The 14753-nt window shown below is 70.0% G+C and carries 14 protein-coding genes; 6 read left to right on the top strand and 8 right to left on the bottom strand.

What is annotated here, in order from left to right; translation table 11 throughout:
* The first annotated feature begins 78 nt into the window (after nucleotides 1-78).
* Entirely contained in the window at nucleotides 79-588 is a 510-nt protein-coding gene (locus tag OXG79_09540) for an MFS transporter (GenBank protein MCY3784014.1), read from the top strand.
* Nucleotides 589-636: 48 nt separating this feature from the next.
* Nucleotides 637-1230 carry an MFS transporter gene (locus OXG79_09535; protein MCY3784013.1) on the top strand — a complete coding sequence of 198 codons (594 nt, stop codon included), beginning with the start codon at nucleotides 637-639 and terminating at the stop codon, nucleotides 1228-1230.
* A 171-nt stretch (nucleotides 1231-1401) separates the two neighbouring features.
* Here OXG79_09535 and OXG79_09530 read toward each other — a convergent pair whose 3' ends face one another.
* The 5 genes from OXG79_09530 to OXG79_09510 form a co-directional block, all read right to left on the bottom strand.
* On the bottom strand, nucleotides 1402-2316 hold the full coding sequence (locus tag OXG79_09530) for a ribokinase (protein ID MCY3784012.1): 915 nt from the start codon (nucleotides 2314-2316) through the stop codon (nucleotides 1402-1404).
* The gene (locus OXG79_09525) at nucleotides 2313-3101 is read right to left on the bottom strand and encodes a WecB/TagA/CpsF family glycosyltransferase (GenBank protein MCY3784011.1); all 789 of its coding nucleotides are present in this window, start codon (nucleotides 3099-3101) and stop codon (nucleotides 2313-2315) included. Before OXG79_09525 ends, OXG79_09530 begins: the two co-directional genes overlap by 4 nt.
* Entirely contained in the window at nucleotides 3098-4144 is a 1047-nt protein-coding gene (locus tag OXG79_09520; protein MCY3784010.1) for a glycosyltransferase family 9 protein, read from the bottom strand. The genes OXG79_09525 and OXG79_09520 overlap by 4 nt, the downstream gene beginning before the upstream one ends.
* 86 nt (nucleotides 4145-4230) lie before the next feature.
* Complete coding sequence (locus OXG79_09515) at nucleotides 4231-4746, bottom strand: DUF1992 domain-containing protein (protein MCY3784009.1); 516 nt, start codon at nucleotides 4744-4746, stop codon at nucleotides 4231-4233.
* Between the two features lie 200 nt (nucleotides 4747-4946).
* Nucleotides 4947-6299, bottom strand: a complete 1353-nt coding sequence (locus OXG79_09510) for a bifunctional folylpolyglutamate synthase/dihydrofolate synthase (protein ID MCY3784008.1) — start codon at nucleotides 6297-6299, stop codon at nucleotides 4947-4949.
* 224 nt (nucleotides 6300-6523) lie between these two features.
* Between OXG79_09510 and OXG79_09505 the strand changes: the two genes are divergently transcribed.
* Nucleotides 6524-6982 (top strand): iron-sulfur cluster assembly accessory protein, encoded by a 459-nt coding sequence (locus OXG79_09505; GenBank protein ID MCY3784007.1) that lies wholly within the window; start codon nucleotides 6524-6526, stop codon nucleotides 6980-6982.
* 269 nt (nucleotides 6983-7251) lie between these two features.
* Here the strand turns inward: OXG79_09505 and rhaD are convergent, their stop codons facing one another.
* Both rhaD and OXG79_09495 read right to left on the bottom strand, forming a co-directional pair.
* Nucleotides 7252-9255 (bottom strand): bifunctional rhamnulose-1-phosphate aldolase/short-chain dehydrogenase, encoded by a 2004-nt coding sequence (rhaD, locus tag OXG79_09500; GenBank protein MCY3784006.1) that lies wholly within the window; start codon nucleotides 9253-9255, stop codon nucleotides 7252-7254.
* 51 nt (nucleotides 9256-9306) lie between these two features.
* Entirely contained in the window at nucleotides 9307-10110 is an 804-nt protein-coding gene (locus tag OXG79_09495; GenBank protein MCY3784005.1) for a molybdopterin-binding protein, read from the bottom strand.
* 119 nt (nucleotides 10111-10229) lie between these two features.
* Here OXG79_09495 and OXG79_09490 point away from each other — a divergent pair, with 119 nt between their 5' ends.
* Nucleotides 10230-11036: a class I SAM-dependent methyltransferase gene (locus OXG79_09490; protein MCY3784004.1), complete on the top strand. Its 807-nt coding sequence runs from the start codon at nucleotides 10230-10232 to the stop codon at nucleotides 11034-11036.
* Nucleotides 11037-11190: 154 nt separating this feature from the next.
* Here OXG79_09490 and OXG79_09485 read toward each other — a convergent pair whose 3' ends face one another.
* On the bottom strand, nucleotides 11191-12369 hold the full coding sequence (locus OXG79_09485; GenBank protein ID MCY3784003.1) for an LCP family protein: 1179 nt from the start codon (nucleotides 12367-12369) through the stop codon (nucleotides 11191-11193).
* Between the two features lie 156 nt (nucleotides 12370-12525).
* Here OXG79_09485 and OXG79_09480 point away from each other — a divergent pair, with 156 nt between their 5' ends.
* On the top strand, nucleotides 12526-13521 hold the full coding sequence (locus tag OXG79_09480; GenBank protein MCY3784002.1) for a Gfo/Idh/MocA family oxidoreductase: 996 nt from the start codon (nucleotides 12526-12528) through the stop codon (nucleotides 13519-13521).
* Nucleotides 13522-13629: 108 nt separating this feature from the next.
* Entirely contained in the window at nucleotides 13630-14379 is a 750-nt protein-coding gene (locus OXG79_09475; GenBank protein MCY3784001.1) for a phytanoyl-CoA dioxygenase family protein, read from the top strand.
* The last annotated feature ends 374 nt before the right edge of the window (nucleotides 14380-14753 follow it).

Genomic DNA, 14753 nt, shown 5'->3' with positions numbered 1-14753 from the left:
GTCACGGGGCCGTCCCGGCTGTAGCGCCGAGGCCTCGAAGGTCGAACCGCCTCGCGAATCCTTGCCGGCCGGCAGGCCGTGATCACCGTCGCGCTGGGCCACTTCGCGTCGGACTTCTCCGCCCTGGGGCCGAGCATGCTCTATCCCATCCTGGCCGTGCGGCTGGAGATGTCCTACGGCATGATCGGTCTGGCGGCGCTCGCCTGGGCCTTGACGACCTCGGTGATTCAGCCGCTGTTCGGCTACATCGGCGACCGTATGGGACGGCGCTGGCTCGCATCGATCAGCCCCGCTTGGATTGCGGTATGGGTGGCCGTGGCCGCGTTTGCGCCCAGCTATCCGCTGCTGGTGGTGTACCTGGTGGTGGCTGCCGTCGGCGTCGCGGCATTTCATCCCCAGGGCGCGGCCATTGCCAACGAGGCCCAGGGCCGCAATACCGGAACGAACGTTGCGCTGTTTTTCCTGGGTGGACACGCCGCGTTCGCCGTCGCGCCGCTGATCCTGGGCGGCGTGCTGGAGGCCGGCGGCACCGACTGGGTGCCGGTGGTGCTCGCGCCGGTGCTGGTGGTGTCGGCGTTCATGGCCTAGTCGCTGCGCAACTTCCGGGCCCCGCAACAGCCGAGCGTCAGCGTTGCCGTGGGGCGGACCGCGTTTCGTGGGATTTCGGCGGCGCTCGTCGGACTTTTGCTGGTGGCCGTGGTGCGCGGCTGGGCCTACGCCGCGCTCGTGACCTTCGTCCCCGTTTTCGTGTCGCCCGACCGGCCGGACCCCGTGCGCGCGGGCATCGTGCTTTCGGCGTATCTGGTCGGCCACGCGGTGGGCGCCTTCGCTGGCGGCGTCTCCACCGACCGCTTCGGCGTGCGCCGGATTCTCGCCGTGTCATCCCTGGTGATGATTCCTGCGATGCTGGCCTTCGGGCTCCTGCCCTTCGGCCCGTGGCACATTCCGCTCGGCGCGGTGATGGGGGCATTCCTTGGCGCCGGTTTCACGCCCACGGTCGTGATGGTGCAGCGGCTGCTGCCGGGTCACATGGGCGCGGCCAGCGGCGTCGTACTCGGCCTGTCCTTCGGCGCCGGCGCCGTGGGGAACTACGTCACCGGCATCATCGGCGACGCGGCGGGGTTGAACGTGGCGTTCGCCGGGATGGCGCTGGCGCAGTTGGTGGTGCTGGCGGTGCTGCCCTGGATGCCGCGCCGCGAGCAGGTCGAGCCATCGCCGGCGTCGGCCTGAACTCCAGAAGAGCACTGCTAGAGCGCCTTCCCCCTGGAAGGGGGAAGGTTGGGATGGGGGTCAACGGCTGGCGCTGCCGGAGGGGCTGTTTGACCCCTCCGCGTGACGGCTGCGAACACCACCATCGCGAAGAATCGTTCAGACCATCCCCATGGCGACCGTGACTGCTGGCTAGACGATGGACGTGGCCAGCTGCGCGGCGATCTCCGCACGGGTGGGCATCGACGGCTGCGCGCCGGGCCGGCTGGCCGCCAGCGCACCGGCGGCGTTGCCCCAGGCGAGCGCGGTCGGCATCGGTTTGCCCAGTGCCAGCGCGGCGGCCATGGCGCCGCAGAATGCGTCTCCGGCGCCGGTCGTGTCGACGACGTTGACGGGGTGGGCGTGGAGGCGCAGCGCCTGACGGTCCACCCATGCCGCCAGGCCGTCGCCGCCCAGCGTGATCACGCATCCCCGCGTGACGCCGGCGGCCAGGCGTCGCGCGGCGTCGGGCGCGTCGTCGCTCGTGACCGGCGATCCCAACAAATCCGACGCCTCGATCTCGTTCACGACCAGCAAGTCGATCACGTCGAGCGGCAGGATGGCGTCCGGCTCCAGAGGCGCGGCATTCATCACGCGGATGGCCCCCGCGGGCGCATGGCTCAGGGCGGCCCGAACAGCCGCGTCCGGCACTTCCCGCTGGACCGCGACGACGGCGGGATCGTGCGCGGTCACCGCGCGCGCCGCGTCCTCCGGCCGCACGGCCAGATTGGCCCCCTCCGCCAAGGCGATGGCGTTGGCGCCCGAGCTGTCGACGACGATCATGGCGGTGCCGGTGGCGGCGTCGGTGTTCCGGCGCACATCGGCCCGATCCACGCCGGCCGCGGCGAGCGACCTGAGCAACGCGTCGCCGGCATCGTCCCGACCCACGGCGCCAACCATCGCCACCGCCGCCCCGGCGCGCGCGGCCGCGACGGCCTGATTCGCGCCCTTGCCGCCGGGATAGCGGCCGATGCGCCCGCCGTGCACGGTCTCGCCTGGACGCGGAATGCGCGGCAGGCGCATGACGATGTCCAGGTTGAGGCTGCCGACCACGACCACGCGGCTCATTCGGCGGCGTCCTTGGTCTTGCGGTCAAGAATCTCGCGGACTGCCAGCGCGGCGAAGACCGGCAGCACCCGCATGCGGCGCCAGCGCGATGGTTGCCGCCATAGCCGGTAGGCCCATTCGAGGCCTACCGATCGCAGCGCGGCCGGCGCGCGCGGCACGCGGCCGCTCAGATAGTCCAGCGTCCCGCCTATGCCAATGGCCACGCACGCCGCGTCCGAGCTGACGTTGCGATCGATCCAAAGCTCCTGGTGCGGCGCGCCGTAGCCGACGCAAAGGATGCGCGGGCGCACGTCTCGCAGGAAATCCCGGGCCGCGGCGTCGCCCTCGGGTCCGCGCGCGCCGCCATAGGTGTGCGGCGGCCGCAGTCCCGGCACGTCGTGGACCAGCCGCTCGGCGGCGGCCTCGGCCACGCCCGGCGCGCCGCCGACGAGCGCCACGGGCCACTCCCGGACCGCGGCCAACCGCATCGCCTCGTGCATTAGCGTCACGCCGGTTACGCGGCCTGGGACGCGCGCGCCGCCCAGGCGTCCGTCGAGCACGACGCCGACCCCGTCCGGCACGTTGAGCCGGGTGCGCTCCAGCAGGTCGTTGAATTCGGCGTCTTGGCGCGCGAGCATCACGAATTCGGGGTTGACGGTGGCGATGTGCGCGCGCGCGCCCGCCTGCGCCCAGGCGTCGATCCACGCGGTGGCCTGGCCCAGGTCGACGCCGTGCACGCGCGTGCCGAGCACGCGAAACTCGAGCGCTTGAAGCGCCTGAGTCTCGGCGGCGGGTGCGCCGCTCATGTGGGCAGCATCGAGCGCGCGGCGCCGACGACGCGGTCGGGATGGAGCCATTCCATGCAGAGCGTATCGCCGAACTGGCAGGTCGCCATGCGGCGGAAGTCGTAGCAAGGCCCGCACGGCATCTCCAGGCGCAGGGCCGCGCACGCGGGATCGCCGGGTCCGTGCAGGGCGGTGTCGGTCGGCCCGTGCAAGGCGATCACTCTGGTTCCCAGCGCCCGCGCCAGGTGCGCCGGACCGCTGTCCGTGGAGATCACGAGGTCCGCCGCCAGGAGCGTGCCCATGAGCGATTCGAGCGACGTTTCGCCGGTGAGGTCGATCAGACTATCGACTGACTCCTGCAGCCGCCGAGCCAGCGCGCGGTCGCCAGCCAGCCCGACGAGCGCGACCGTCGCACCACCGGCCGCTAGTTCCGCCAGCGTGTGTTTCCAGTGTTCCTCGCGCCAACGCTTGGCGTCACCGTGCGCCGCGCCGGCGTGCGCCACGACCAGCGGCCGGCCGGCTCCGGTCAGGGCCGTCGGCATGGGAAGGTCGTCGGTGCGGTCGATGGTGCGCCAGGGCGGAAGCTCGTCACCAATCAGGCGCGCCGCCAGCTCGGTCTCGTGCGGCCCGCCGTTACGCCGTTCACCGGCGAAGGCCCGGTCGAAGCTGAACGGCGGGGCCTCGCGTTCGTAGCCGCGGCGCTCGCGGGCGCCGCTCAGCGCCACCACCGTCCCGGCAATCGGCCCGTAGATGCTCACGGCCAGGTCGAAGCGACGCCGGCGCAGGGCAAGGAGCGCTCGCAGCAGACTCCACCAGCGCCCCGGATTCAGGCAGGCGGGCCAATGCGTGACGACCGCGGGATCAAGGCCGATCGTTTCGTCCACCGCCGAGCAGCGTTCCACGATCGCTCGCCACTGAGGCGGCGCCATGAAGGCGATGTGCGCCCGAGGCCACCGCTGCCGCGCCGCGTGGGCGGCCGACAGCCCGTTCACCACGTCACCCATCAGGTCGAGTCGCACCAGCAGCACCGACTGAGGCTCGCCGCGATCGCTTCCAACTCCCAACGCTCTGCGCCAAAGCGCGAGTGCGCCGAACGGCGGAACGAGGATTGCGGCGACGAGCCGACCGAGGAGTGCCCGGGCTTGCCGCTTCACGCCCGGTCGCCGCCCGGCGCGGGCCATGGCCATATGGCGTCCACGGCTTCGAGCTCGGCGCGCGCCAGAAAGCCGAATCGCGGCGCACTGGCCGGCGCCATGGTGTTGAACCGGTCGATCAGGCGCACGATGCCTCTCACGTCCTTTGCCAGCGCGTCGCGCAGCTCCTGGTGGGCGTGGCCCGCGGCACGGAACCGCGCGGCGAAGTCGCCGGCCGTCCCCGCCAGCGCGTGCGCGCACGCCCGGCGCATTCGCCGATCATGGTCGTGCCGAGCCGCACGGAACTCGTCGATACGCCGCTCGATCTCGGCGGCCAGCTCCACCCAGGCGGGAGCCATGCCGGCGTTTTCCAGCACCTTGAACGGTACCCGCAACTCGTTTGGAACGATTCCTGTTTCCGACTTGAGCGGGAGTCCAGCTCCCGCCAGGTTGTCGAACGCGCCTTCGGCGACGGCCTGCTCGATGGCCTGCTCAACACGCCGTCGGATCGGACGCACGTCGTCGCTGGTCATACGGCGACTAACGCCTGACTGAGTTGTAAGGGCGCCCCTTGTGGGCGCCCGCCTTCTCTGTGTCCGGTCATCGTCACTCAGCTTGGCTGCCGAGAGGGCCTGGGACAATACCGGCCGCGGGCAATTCGGGTCCGTCATTCCCGCGGAGGCGGGAATCCACCCTAAAGTCACCAACGCGCGAAGCAGATCCAACCTCCACCCTACGGCCCTGCCCACGGCTCAGGGTCGACTTCATGCGGCACGCCGGCGGCCGCGCGCACGTCGGCCGCGACCGCCAGGCTGCCGGTGGCGAGCACGGCCTGGCCGGGCCGGTGCGCCGCACGCGCTTCACGCAAGGCCGCCGTGACCGACGGCGCGATTTCCATCTCCGAGGTGAGCCGATATCGCCGGACCATGCGCTCGGGCGCCCAACCTCGTGGGTGCTCCGGCTCGACCAGGATCAACGGCGCGGCATATCCGCGCAGCGCCTCCAGCATTGCCGGCACGCGCTTGTCGCGCAGCGCACCGAAGATCACGGGACCGCGCTGCACCCCGAAGACTTCTCGCAGCGCCGTCACGACGGCCTCGACGGCCTCCGGGGTGTGGGCGCCGTCCACAATGGTCAGCGGATCGCCGGCCACGACCTCCAGCCGTCCGGGCCACGCCGCGGCGCCGAATCCGGCGCGGATGGCGCCGCGGTCGAACGACAGTCCCTGGTCCGCCAGCTCACGGCAGATGTGCCACGCCACGGCGGCGTTCTGACGCTGGTGCGGGCCGACGAGTCCCACCGGCAGGCTGCCGTCGCCGTCGGGCGCGCGAACCATCATCAGCAGTCGCGCCTCGTGCCAGGCCGCGTCCTCCCAGTCCAGCGGTTCCACCGCGGCCAGCGGAGCCCCTTGGGCCTCGCACGTGGCCCGGAACACTCCCAGCGCCTCATCGGATTGCGCGGCGGCGACGACCGGCACTCGCGGCTTGATGATGCCGGCCTTCTCCCTCGCGATGGCTTCAAGCGAGTCGCCCAGTACGCGCGTGTGCTCCAGCACGATGGTCGTCAGGCCCACCACGGCCGGTTCGATCACGCGGGTCGCGTCCAGCCGTCCGCCGAGCCCGACCTCGATCACGGCCAGGTCAACCTCCTGCTCCGCGAACCACAGCAGCGCGAGCACGGTGGCCAGCTCGAAGGTCGAGTAGGGACCGTCCTGGCGATGGGAGGCCGTCAGGGAGTCGACGTGGGGCGCGAGCCGTTGACAGAGGTCGGCGAAGGCCTGCGGTTCGATGGCGCGACCGTCGATGGCGAAGCGTTCGCGGAACGAATGCAGATGCGGCTGGGTGTAGGCGCCCGTCCGCAGGCCGGCGGCCTCGGACGCGCTCGCCACCAGCGTGCAAACACTGCCCTTCCCCTTGCTGCCGCCGACGTGGACGCAGGTCAGGCCGAGGTGTGGATCGCCGAGGGCGCGCAGCAGCCTCCGCGTGCGCGCCGGGCCCGCCGCATAGGCCTCCCGGCCCGCGTGGCCCACGCCGCGCTCCAGGTCGGCGAAGCCATAGATCCAGCGCAGGGCCTCGACGTAGGTCATGGAGGGAGGTCTTCCACGCGTGAAACGAGTCACAGCTTCGCTGTTCGGGTGTAACAGGTGATCCTAGAAGACCTGCGCCTGGCATTCGCATTTCCGAGACTTGTGCGCGCGTAGTCTTGGCTTTGACCGGGCTGCGACACTCCTGCTTGGCTCGCCGCCGAGCGTCCCTCGTGCTAGCTTCGGGGGAAGGCTGCAAACGCCCTGCAATTGAGGAATGACGCACGATGAGTGCAGTGCAAACCGACGGCCGAATCTCGCTGCCGATGGATGGCCCGGCTGACGAACCGATCGGGCTGCCGATGGCTGCCCCGCCGCCGCCCTCGCCGGTGGCGGTCACCGATCGCGCGGCGCGCGCCTTCGGCGAGATCCTCTCGGAGCGGGGACACACCCAAGGCGCGCTCAAGGTCGCGGTGATCGGCGGCGGCTGCGCGGGCTATGAATACGCCATGGCGCTCGCCCACGAGCCGGAGCCGACCGACATCACGGCCGAGTCGAACGGCGTCGAGGTCTACATCGATGGGCACACGGCGCACCTGATCGCAGGAGCCGAGATCGACTTCATCGACAGCATGATGGGTCGCGGCTTCTCGGTCCGAAACCCCAACGCCCAGACGACCTGCGGCTGCGGCAGCTCGTTCAACACCGACGGGTCCGGCGTCACCGCGGGGGCCTGCGGCAAGTAGCGTACGGCCGGCTGGATACATAGGCAGGCTCACTCGCGCCCTGCGCGTCAAGCGGCCTTTGCATGCCCGTGTAGGGGCGCCCCTTGTGGGCGCCCGCACCGCCGGTGACTTTCTCCCATCGAGAAACCCTTGCGCTACCCCTCCGTCATTCCGGCGGAGGCCGGAATCCAGTTCCCCCCATCTGTTCACTCACGCCTAGGGGTGACGCATGCGTCGCCCCTGCCCAAAGGACTCGGCAACGGAGAGATTCCCGAAACGGCCAGTGCGCCCTACCGCGGAAACGCGCCCCGCAGCCCGCCGTCGACCGGGATGACGGCCCCCGTCGTCTTGGCGGATCGATCCGACGCGAGAAACGACACGGCCGCGGCGACGTCTGGACCCGTCACGCGCCGCCCCAGCAGGTTGCGCCGTGAGTAGAACGATTCCAGGTCCTCCACTGCCACGCCGTGCGCGGCGGCGCGCCCGGCCCGCAGGTCGGCGTCCCATAGCCCGGAGCCTTCGAACACGGCGTCGGGATTGACCATGTTGACGCGGATGCCATCGGCCCCGCCTTCCACGGCGAGCACGCGGCCGAGCTGAAGCTGGGCCGCCTTGGCGGCGCTGTAGGCGCCAAATCCGGCGCCCGGATCGAGCGCGTTCTTGGTGCAGATGAGCACGATGCTGCCGCCCAGTCCCTGGGCTCGCATCTGGCGCAACGCGGCGCGGCAGACGAGGAAGTGCCCGGTGGCGTTGACGTCCAGGCTGCTCTGCCAGGTGTCGAGCTCCAGGTCGTCAAGCGGCGCGGCGGCTGCGATCCCGGCGTTGGAGACCACGATGTCCACGCCGCCCGCGTTCCTGGCCACGGCCTCGAACGCTCTCGCCGTCTGGCGTTCGCACGTGACGTCCAACTGCAGCGCCTGGGCTCGATCGCCGTCGGCGGTGATGCCTTCGGCGACGGCGGTCGCCGCGTCGAGGTCGACATCGGTGACGAAGACAAACGCCCCATCGGCCGCGAGCGCCTGCGCGATGGCGCGTCCGATGCCGCGCCCGGCGCCGGTGACCAGCGCCACGCGCCGGGCCAGCTCCCGCTCCGGCGGCGCGCGAGTGAGCTTGTAGAGCTCGAGCGGCCAGTACTCCATGTCGTAGAGATCATCCGCCGGCAGTGCCTGATAGGTCCCGATGGCGCGGGCGGCCTCGATGACATCCATGCTGTGGCGGTACATGTCCGCCACCATGCCCGCCTCGTGCCAGGAAGCGCCGGTGGTGAACATGCCGATGCCGGGAACGAGCACCACGCGCGGCGCGGAGTCGTGCTGAAACGCGTCGGCGCCGCCGTGCTCGCGCGCGTAGCCCTCGTAGGCCGCGCGGTACCCCGCCACGGCGGCGCCCACGCCGTCGGAATCGGTGGCGCGCAGCACCAGCGGCAGCCGTTTGGTGCGCAGCACGTGGTCGGGCGTGACCGGGCCTTGCTGGGAAATCTGCTCGAGATCGGGCCGGTCGACGAACGCACGCACGCGGGGCGAGCCGTCACACCGCACCAGGACTCGCTTCGAGGTCGAGAGCGTGCCGCGCAGCACCGGCGCCAGCTTGGCCGCGGCCGCCTCGTCGCCGGGCGTGCTTCCGTGCGCCGGCAGGTGCGGCCGCACATAGACCTCGGCCAGGGACACCAGCTCGACGTGTCGTTCGTAGGACTCACGCGCCGTCGCGCCGAATGTCACCAGCCCGTGCATGTCGAGCACCAGGCCCTCGACTCCGGGATTCGCGTCGTACACGTCGGCGGTGAGCTGCGCCAGCTTGAATCCGGGCAGGATGTAGGGCACCACCGCCACCCGGTCGCCGAAGACCTCGCGCACGAGGCGGTGGCCGTCCGGCTGGTTTGTGAGCGCGAGCACGGCGTCCGCATGCGAATGATCGACCCACGCCTCGGGCAGGAACGCGTGGAGCAGCGTCTCGATCGACGGTCGCGGGGCATCGGGATCGAGCGAGCTGCGTGCGAGGTAGGCCAGCATCTCGTCGTCCGACATCTCCGACCGCGCACGCAATGCGTGAAGGTCGTCCAAATGCAGCCGCGCGAAGTCGCCGGGCTCGATGGTGCGCAGGTCGGACCCGCTGCCCTTGATGGCCAGGGCGCGGCAGGGGCGTCCGCGGTGGTCGTGGTCGTCGAGCTTGACGGACGTATTGCCGCCCCCGTGCAGCACCAGCGCCGCTTCCGCGCCGATCAGCCGCGAGGTGTAGACCCTGAGACCTATCGGGTCGAGGCCTCGCGCGTCGTCGTCGGACCAGCGGGATTGCATGTGAGCTCGACCGGGGTTTCGATCAGGCGCGGGCAGTCTACTGCGACGCCACTACGACGCGGCCGGCGCCTCCAGGGACACCGTCTTGCCGGACGCGGCGGCGACGGCGCAGAACTCGTCGTAGGCCTGCTGGAGCAGCTCATTGGGCGCCGCGCCGTCCGTGCTGCGCACGACGATGTCGACCGGCAGCCCCTCGGGGTTGGACATGCCGACATATGCCTTGAGATAGGCGGATGGAATGCGGCGCATGACCGACTGCATGAGCGGCGAGGTCTCGGACTCGTGGGCGTCGATGAACACGCGCATCCGCGCGGACTGACCGGCAAACAGGTGCTCGACGACGGGCTTGATGTGGGCGCTGAAGCAGCCCTGGACCTCGCGCGGCGGTCCCGGCATGCACCAGATGCTGGAGTCTTCGACTGGCACCATGAAGCAGGGCGCCCAACCCACCGGGTTGAGATGCACCCGAGCGGCGGCCGGGACGGTGCCCATCTTCAGTCGCGGCGGGCTGGAGGCCTCTTCCAGGCTGATGCCGCGCCGGCGCGCGTAGTCCTCCAGCACCTCATGGGGCGTGTGCACGCCGCAGCCGGCTAGCTCGGCCACGGCCTCGACCGTCAGGTCGTCGGGCGTGGGGCCCAGGCCGCCGGTGGTGATGATTACCCGAGCGCGGCGGGCTATCGCAGCGCGCAACTCGGCCGTGAGGGCGTCAAAGTCGTCGGCCAGCGCGGTGATGCGCCGCACGTCGCCCCCGGCCACGGCCACCTCGCCGGCGATCCAGTGCGAGTTGGTGTCCAGAATCAGCCCGGTCACGAGCTCCGTGCCGATGGCGAAGATTTCGACGTCGTCGTTGCGCACGGGCGGTGACCTGACAAGCGGCCCAGTATTGTACGGTCGCGACGGGACCGCGCCTCGCTCCTGATTGCCATGTTCACCTTCTCACCTGCCGCCTTGCGCCGCGACCGCTACACGTCCTGATGGCGTCCGACTGGTACGCCTTCCGCGGGTTCGACCCCGCGATGGTCCGCGACGCGCGCGCGTGGTACGCCCAATTCCTCCCGTCGGCGGGGCGAATCCTCGACATCGGCTGCGGTCGGGGCGAGTTTCTGGACGTGGCGGCCGCCGCTGGAATGGAAACCCACGGCGTCGACCTGGACAGGGCCATGCTGGCGCACGCCGCGACTCACCGGGTGATCGAGGCTGAGGCGCTGGACTATCTGCAGGCGACGCCCGAGACGTTCGACGTGGTGAGCGCCCTGCACGTCATCGAGCACTTTCCGGTGGACGAAGGCGCGGCGCTGGTGCGGCTCGGCGGAAGCCGCCTGGTCCCCGGTGGATCGTTGATCGTGGCCACGCCGAATCCGGGCAGCTTGCCGACAATTGCGCACGAGTTCTGGAAGGACCCGACCCACGTGCGGCCTTACGACTTGGAGTTGCTCGAGTTCCTGTGCCGGGACGCGGGACTCGACGTGCATGCGTCCGGGGTCAATCCAACGTCCGCGCGCGGCCTGCCGGTAACGCTCGGCGATCTTGACATAACGGAGGATCCGCCACCGGATCGCAACGCGCCGCCCGACGAAGACCGCGTGACGCGGTGGCTGGGCGGTCGCGTGGCGCGGTCGCGCTACGCGGCGGACCTGGAGGCGGCGCTGCACGCGGTGAGCGCCGAATTGCAGCACACGCGCGACGAGTTGACGCGGGTGGCGGCCATCCTGCGGCGGGCGCTAGAGGTCGCCTATGAGCCGTCCGAAATCTACGTCGTGGCTCGCCGGTCCCCGGAGTGAGGTGCTAGGGAGGCTCAGTTCTGGTCCCTTCCCCCTGGAAGGGGGAAGGTCAGGATGGGGGTCAGCGGCTGGCGTTCGGAATGGGTTCGTGTGGCCGCGCATCGCGAATGGCCAACGACCGTCCTGCCACGACGTGAGGTCTCTTAGACCCTCGTTACGGCTCCAGGTGCTGCCGGTCGGCGAATTCGGGACTGGCGGCGGTGCCTTCCATTGCCGGCAGGGCCTCGCCGTTGCGGATCAGCTCGGCGGCGTAGGCCTGGATGAGGGGCACGTTGGGTTCGAGCACGTAGGCGCCGTTTTCGGCGATAACCGTGCGCGATAGCCCGCGATCGAACCCGACCGCGCCCTGAACCACGCGCGACGAGTCGATCGAGAGCGCGAGCTTGAGCATGGAGGGGACCAGCTCGAACGGCACGTCGGTCTTGAAGGTGTCGCGCAGGCGCTCCAGGAAGTTGGGCCACTGCAAGATCGTGCGCGGGGTCAATAGCTGATCCCGCAGGGCGAGGAGAATCTGCTGTTGCCGCTGATCGCGGGCGATGGCCCCGTCCTGATGGCGCGAGCGCGCGTAGCGCAGCGCCATATCGCCATCGAAGTGGTTGACGCCGGCGGGGATATACAGGGGCTCGAACCCGGTGTCGGTAGCGTTGGGATAGCTCTCGTCGTAGATCGTGGTGGTCACGTCGACTTCGACGCCGCCAAAGAAGTCGACGAGCCGCCGGAAGCCGTAGAAGTCGAAGACCATCACATAGTCCACCTTGATCCCCACGATTTCTCCCACGCGCTGTCGGAGGACATCGGGACCCTCATTCTGGTAGACGGAGTTGATGCGGTAGGGGTCCGTGCGGCAGGTGGCGATGCACAAATCGCGCGGGATGGAGATCAGCGCCGCGGAGTTGTTGGCCGGCTCGATTCGAGTGAGCACCATGGCGTCGGTGCGACCGCTGGCCTCTCCGGGCCGCTGGTCGAGACCCAGCAGCAGCAGGGAGAACGGCCGATCGCCGGGCCACGTCTGGATCAGGTCGAGCGGATTGGGCTGCTCCACCTGTTCGGCGACCGGGGGCGGTTCGATGTCCACCTGGACTGCCTCGGTTGGTGCGGGGGTTGCCGCGGTGGGCGCCGGCGGCGGCTCGGTGGCGACCGGACGCGCCACGACGGTGGGGGTTGATTGAGGCGCGGCAGTGACAGGCTCGGCACTGTTGCTGCGCCACACGAACAGCCCAATGACGCCGATGACGACGAAGACCGCCAACGAGGCGCTGAGGCTTATGATTTCGGCGCGGTGCAGACGCCTGGCGAGGCGCTCGGAACCGTCGGGCATCAGGCGGTTAGGCATTATGTCGAATTGTGGCGTCCACTATACGACAGGAAATGGCTGCGGTGGGCGCGTACGACGTTAAATCTAAATCTGTGGAGCATGGAATGTCTCGCGCGATAGATCGCCATTCGCCGGCATGACGTTACGCGCGGTTTGCCCGAATCCGTGACAACCATGGCGGGCGCCGCCGCGGGTCCCTTGCAATTGGCTCTCATCGGGTGTGGCGTAATGGGCGGTCGCCTGGCCCGAGCGGTGGCGCGGCGATCCGACTGCCGGCTGCTGTGGTGCGTCGATCGTGATCTTGAGGCCGCCATGCAACTGGCGGCCCAGTTGGATGGCCCAAGGGCCGACGACGATGTCGACGGGGCGCTTCACCGGACCCAGGTCCAGGCCGTGCTGGTCGCGACCCGACCCGACTCGCACGCGCAACTGGTGGCGGCGGCGGCCCGCGCCCGAAAGCACGTGTTCGTGGAGGCGCCGCTGGCGACCAAGCTGCCCGACGCGCTGCACGCGCATGCGGCGGTGCGCCAGGCGGGCGTGGTGGCCGGCGTTGACTTCGCGTTGCGCGCGGCGCCGGGCGTTGCTCTGGTCCGCTCCACGGTGCCGGGACCGCAGTCGGTTGTGGTGCGCGCCACGGTCGACTCGCTGGCCGACCGGTGGGAGGGCGAGGCCGAGCACGGCGGCGTGCTCGGCACGTTCGGCAGCCATGTGCTCGATATGGCCGCCTATCTGTCCGGCTCGCGTCCGCTGCGCGTCTATGGAACCGGCGGTCGCTACGTGCGCCGTTCGGGGCTGCCGGACACCCTGACGGCGACCATCAAGTTTGCGAGTGGCGGCGTGGCGCAGGTGGTGGTTGGCGAATTCGGGCGCACCGTCCACGGTGGAACCTATTGGGGCGCGGTGGACGACGGGTCGCGCCGCGCCGAGCTTTGGAACGACCTGACGGGAGTCCGCGTGTTCGAAGGTGAGCGGGTCGTGGCTGAGACGTCGGAGCCGCCGGACCAGGAAGCCGGCCTCACCGCGATGCTGGACGCATTCATCGACGCCGTGCGCAGCGGCGGCCGGCCCCTGGCCAACAGCGCCGACGGCGTGCGGGCCGTGCAATTGGCCGACGGACTCTACGAGGCCATGCGCCTGGGACGCGCGGTGGACCTGGAGCGATTGGCGTAGGGGCAGGCTTCAAACCTGCCCGTGCTCAGCCTGCGGGAATAGCGTGCATCCCGGCGGCGTATCCTGGGGCCGCGTTCGACGGCGATGCGCTCGGCAGACGGAGCGGCGATGCAACCCATTCCCAGCGTGCACGAGCTGTTCATGCACGTGTGGCGGCTTGAGCACGTCGGCTACACGGCGGTGCCCAACGCCATCAGCCCCGAGCGCCTGGAACCGATTCGCGAGCGCTTCGACGCGCTGATCGCCGATTACGAAAACGTGCCGTCGGCGGTGGTGGACGGCGCGTCGACGTCGGTCAAGGGCTTCGGGTCGATCGACCTCCACCGCTTTTTCGAGCTCGATCCACTGTTCGAGGACTTCATGGACCTGCCCACTGTGCTGCCGATCGTGCAGGCGGCGCGAAACCACGACGTGGTCCTCTTGTCGAGTGGGATGGGCAACTACCGGGCGCCTAACTCGCCGGCCGCGACGCTGTGGCACCGCGACGGCGGACCCTACATGCGCCTCACGATCTACCTGGACGACGTGACCGAGGAGGTCGGGCCGACGGCGGTGGTGCCCGGCAGTCACAGGGACCCGAATCGTCCACCCCCGTGGGCCAATCACGACAACCAGCCACGGGCGCTGCCGGGCATGGTGCCGCTCACCGCGCCGGCGGGCACGTGCCTCATCAACGACACCAACATCTGGCACACCGCCATGCCCAACCGCTCGTCGCGCCCGCGCCGCCTGGTGTGGGTGGTCTACAAGTGGTCCACCCAGGTCTACGACGTGCGCCCCGAATGGCACCACACGCCGGAGTTCATCGCCCGCCAGACCGATCCGGTGCGGCGCGCGCTGCTGGGATGTACGGACTAGGCCGACCGACGTCGCTTTGCCCGGTGGACGAGGTCGGGGACGGGCGGGTCTGAGACCCGCCCCTACAACTGAACCGGTGGGGGCAGGTTTCAAACCTGCCCATTCGAGAAACCTCACACCCCATCCGTCATTCCCGCGAAGGCGGGAATCCACCATTCATGTGACCCGGCGGCGCACGGGATTCTCGTGGTCATTCGGCACCCGATCCGGTCTTGTGGGGTACCCGAATCGGGGCGGCTCCCTGGGTTCGGTAGGGGCAGGTTTCAAACCTGCCCTAAACGGGCTGCCGGCACGAGGTCTGAGGTACTTGTAGGGGCGCCCCTAATGGGACTCGACCAGTAGCTCCGGTGTCATCCGGGACACTGGTCCCGCCT

The sequence above is a fragment of the Chloroflexota bacterium genome (assembly GCA_026706485.1).
GTDB lineage: Bacteria > Chloroflexota > UBA11872 > UBA11872 > UBA11872 > JAJECS01.
Note: the sequence above shows the minus strand (reverse complement) of the source record. Positions and strands in the feature narration are given on the sequence as shown.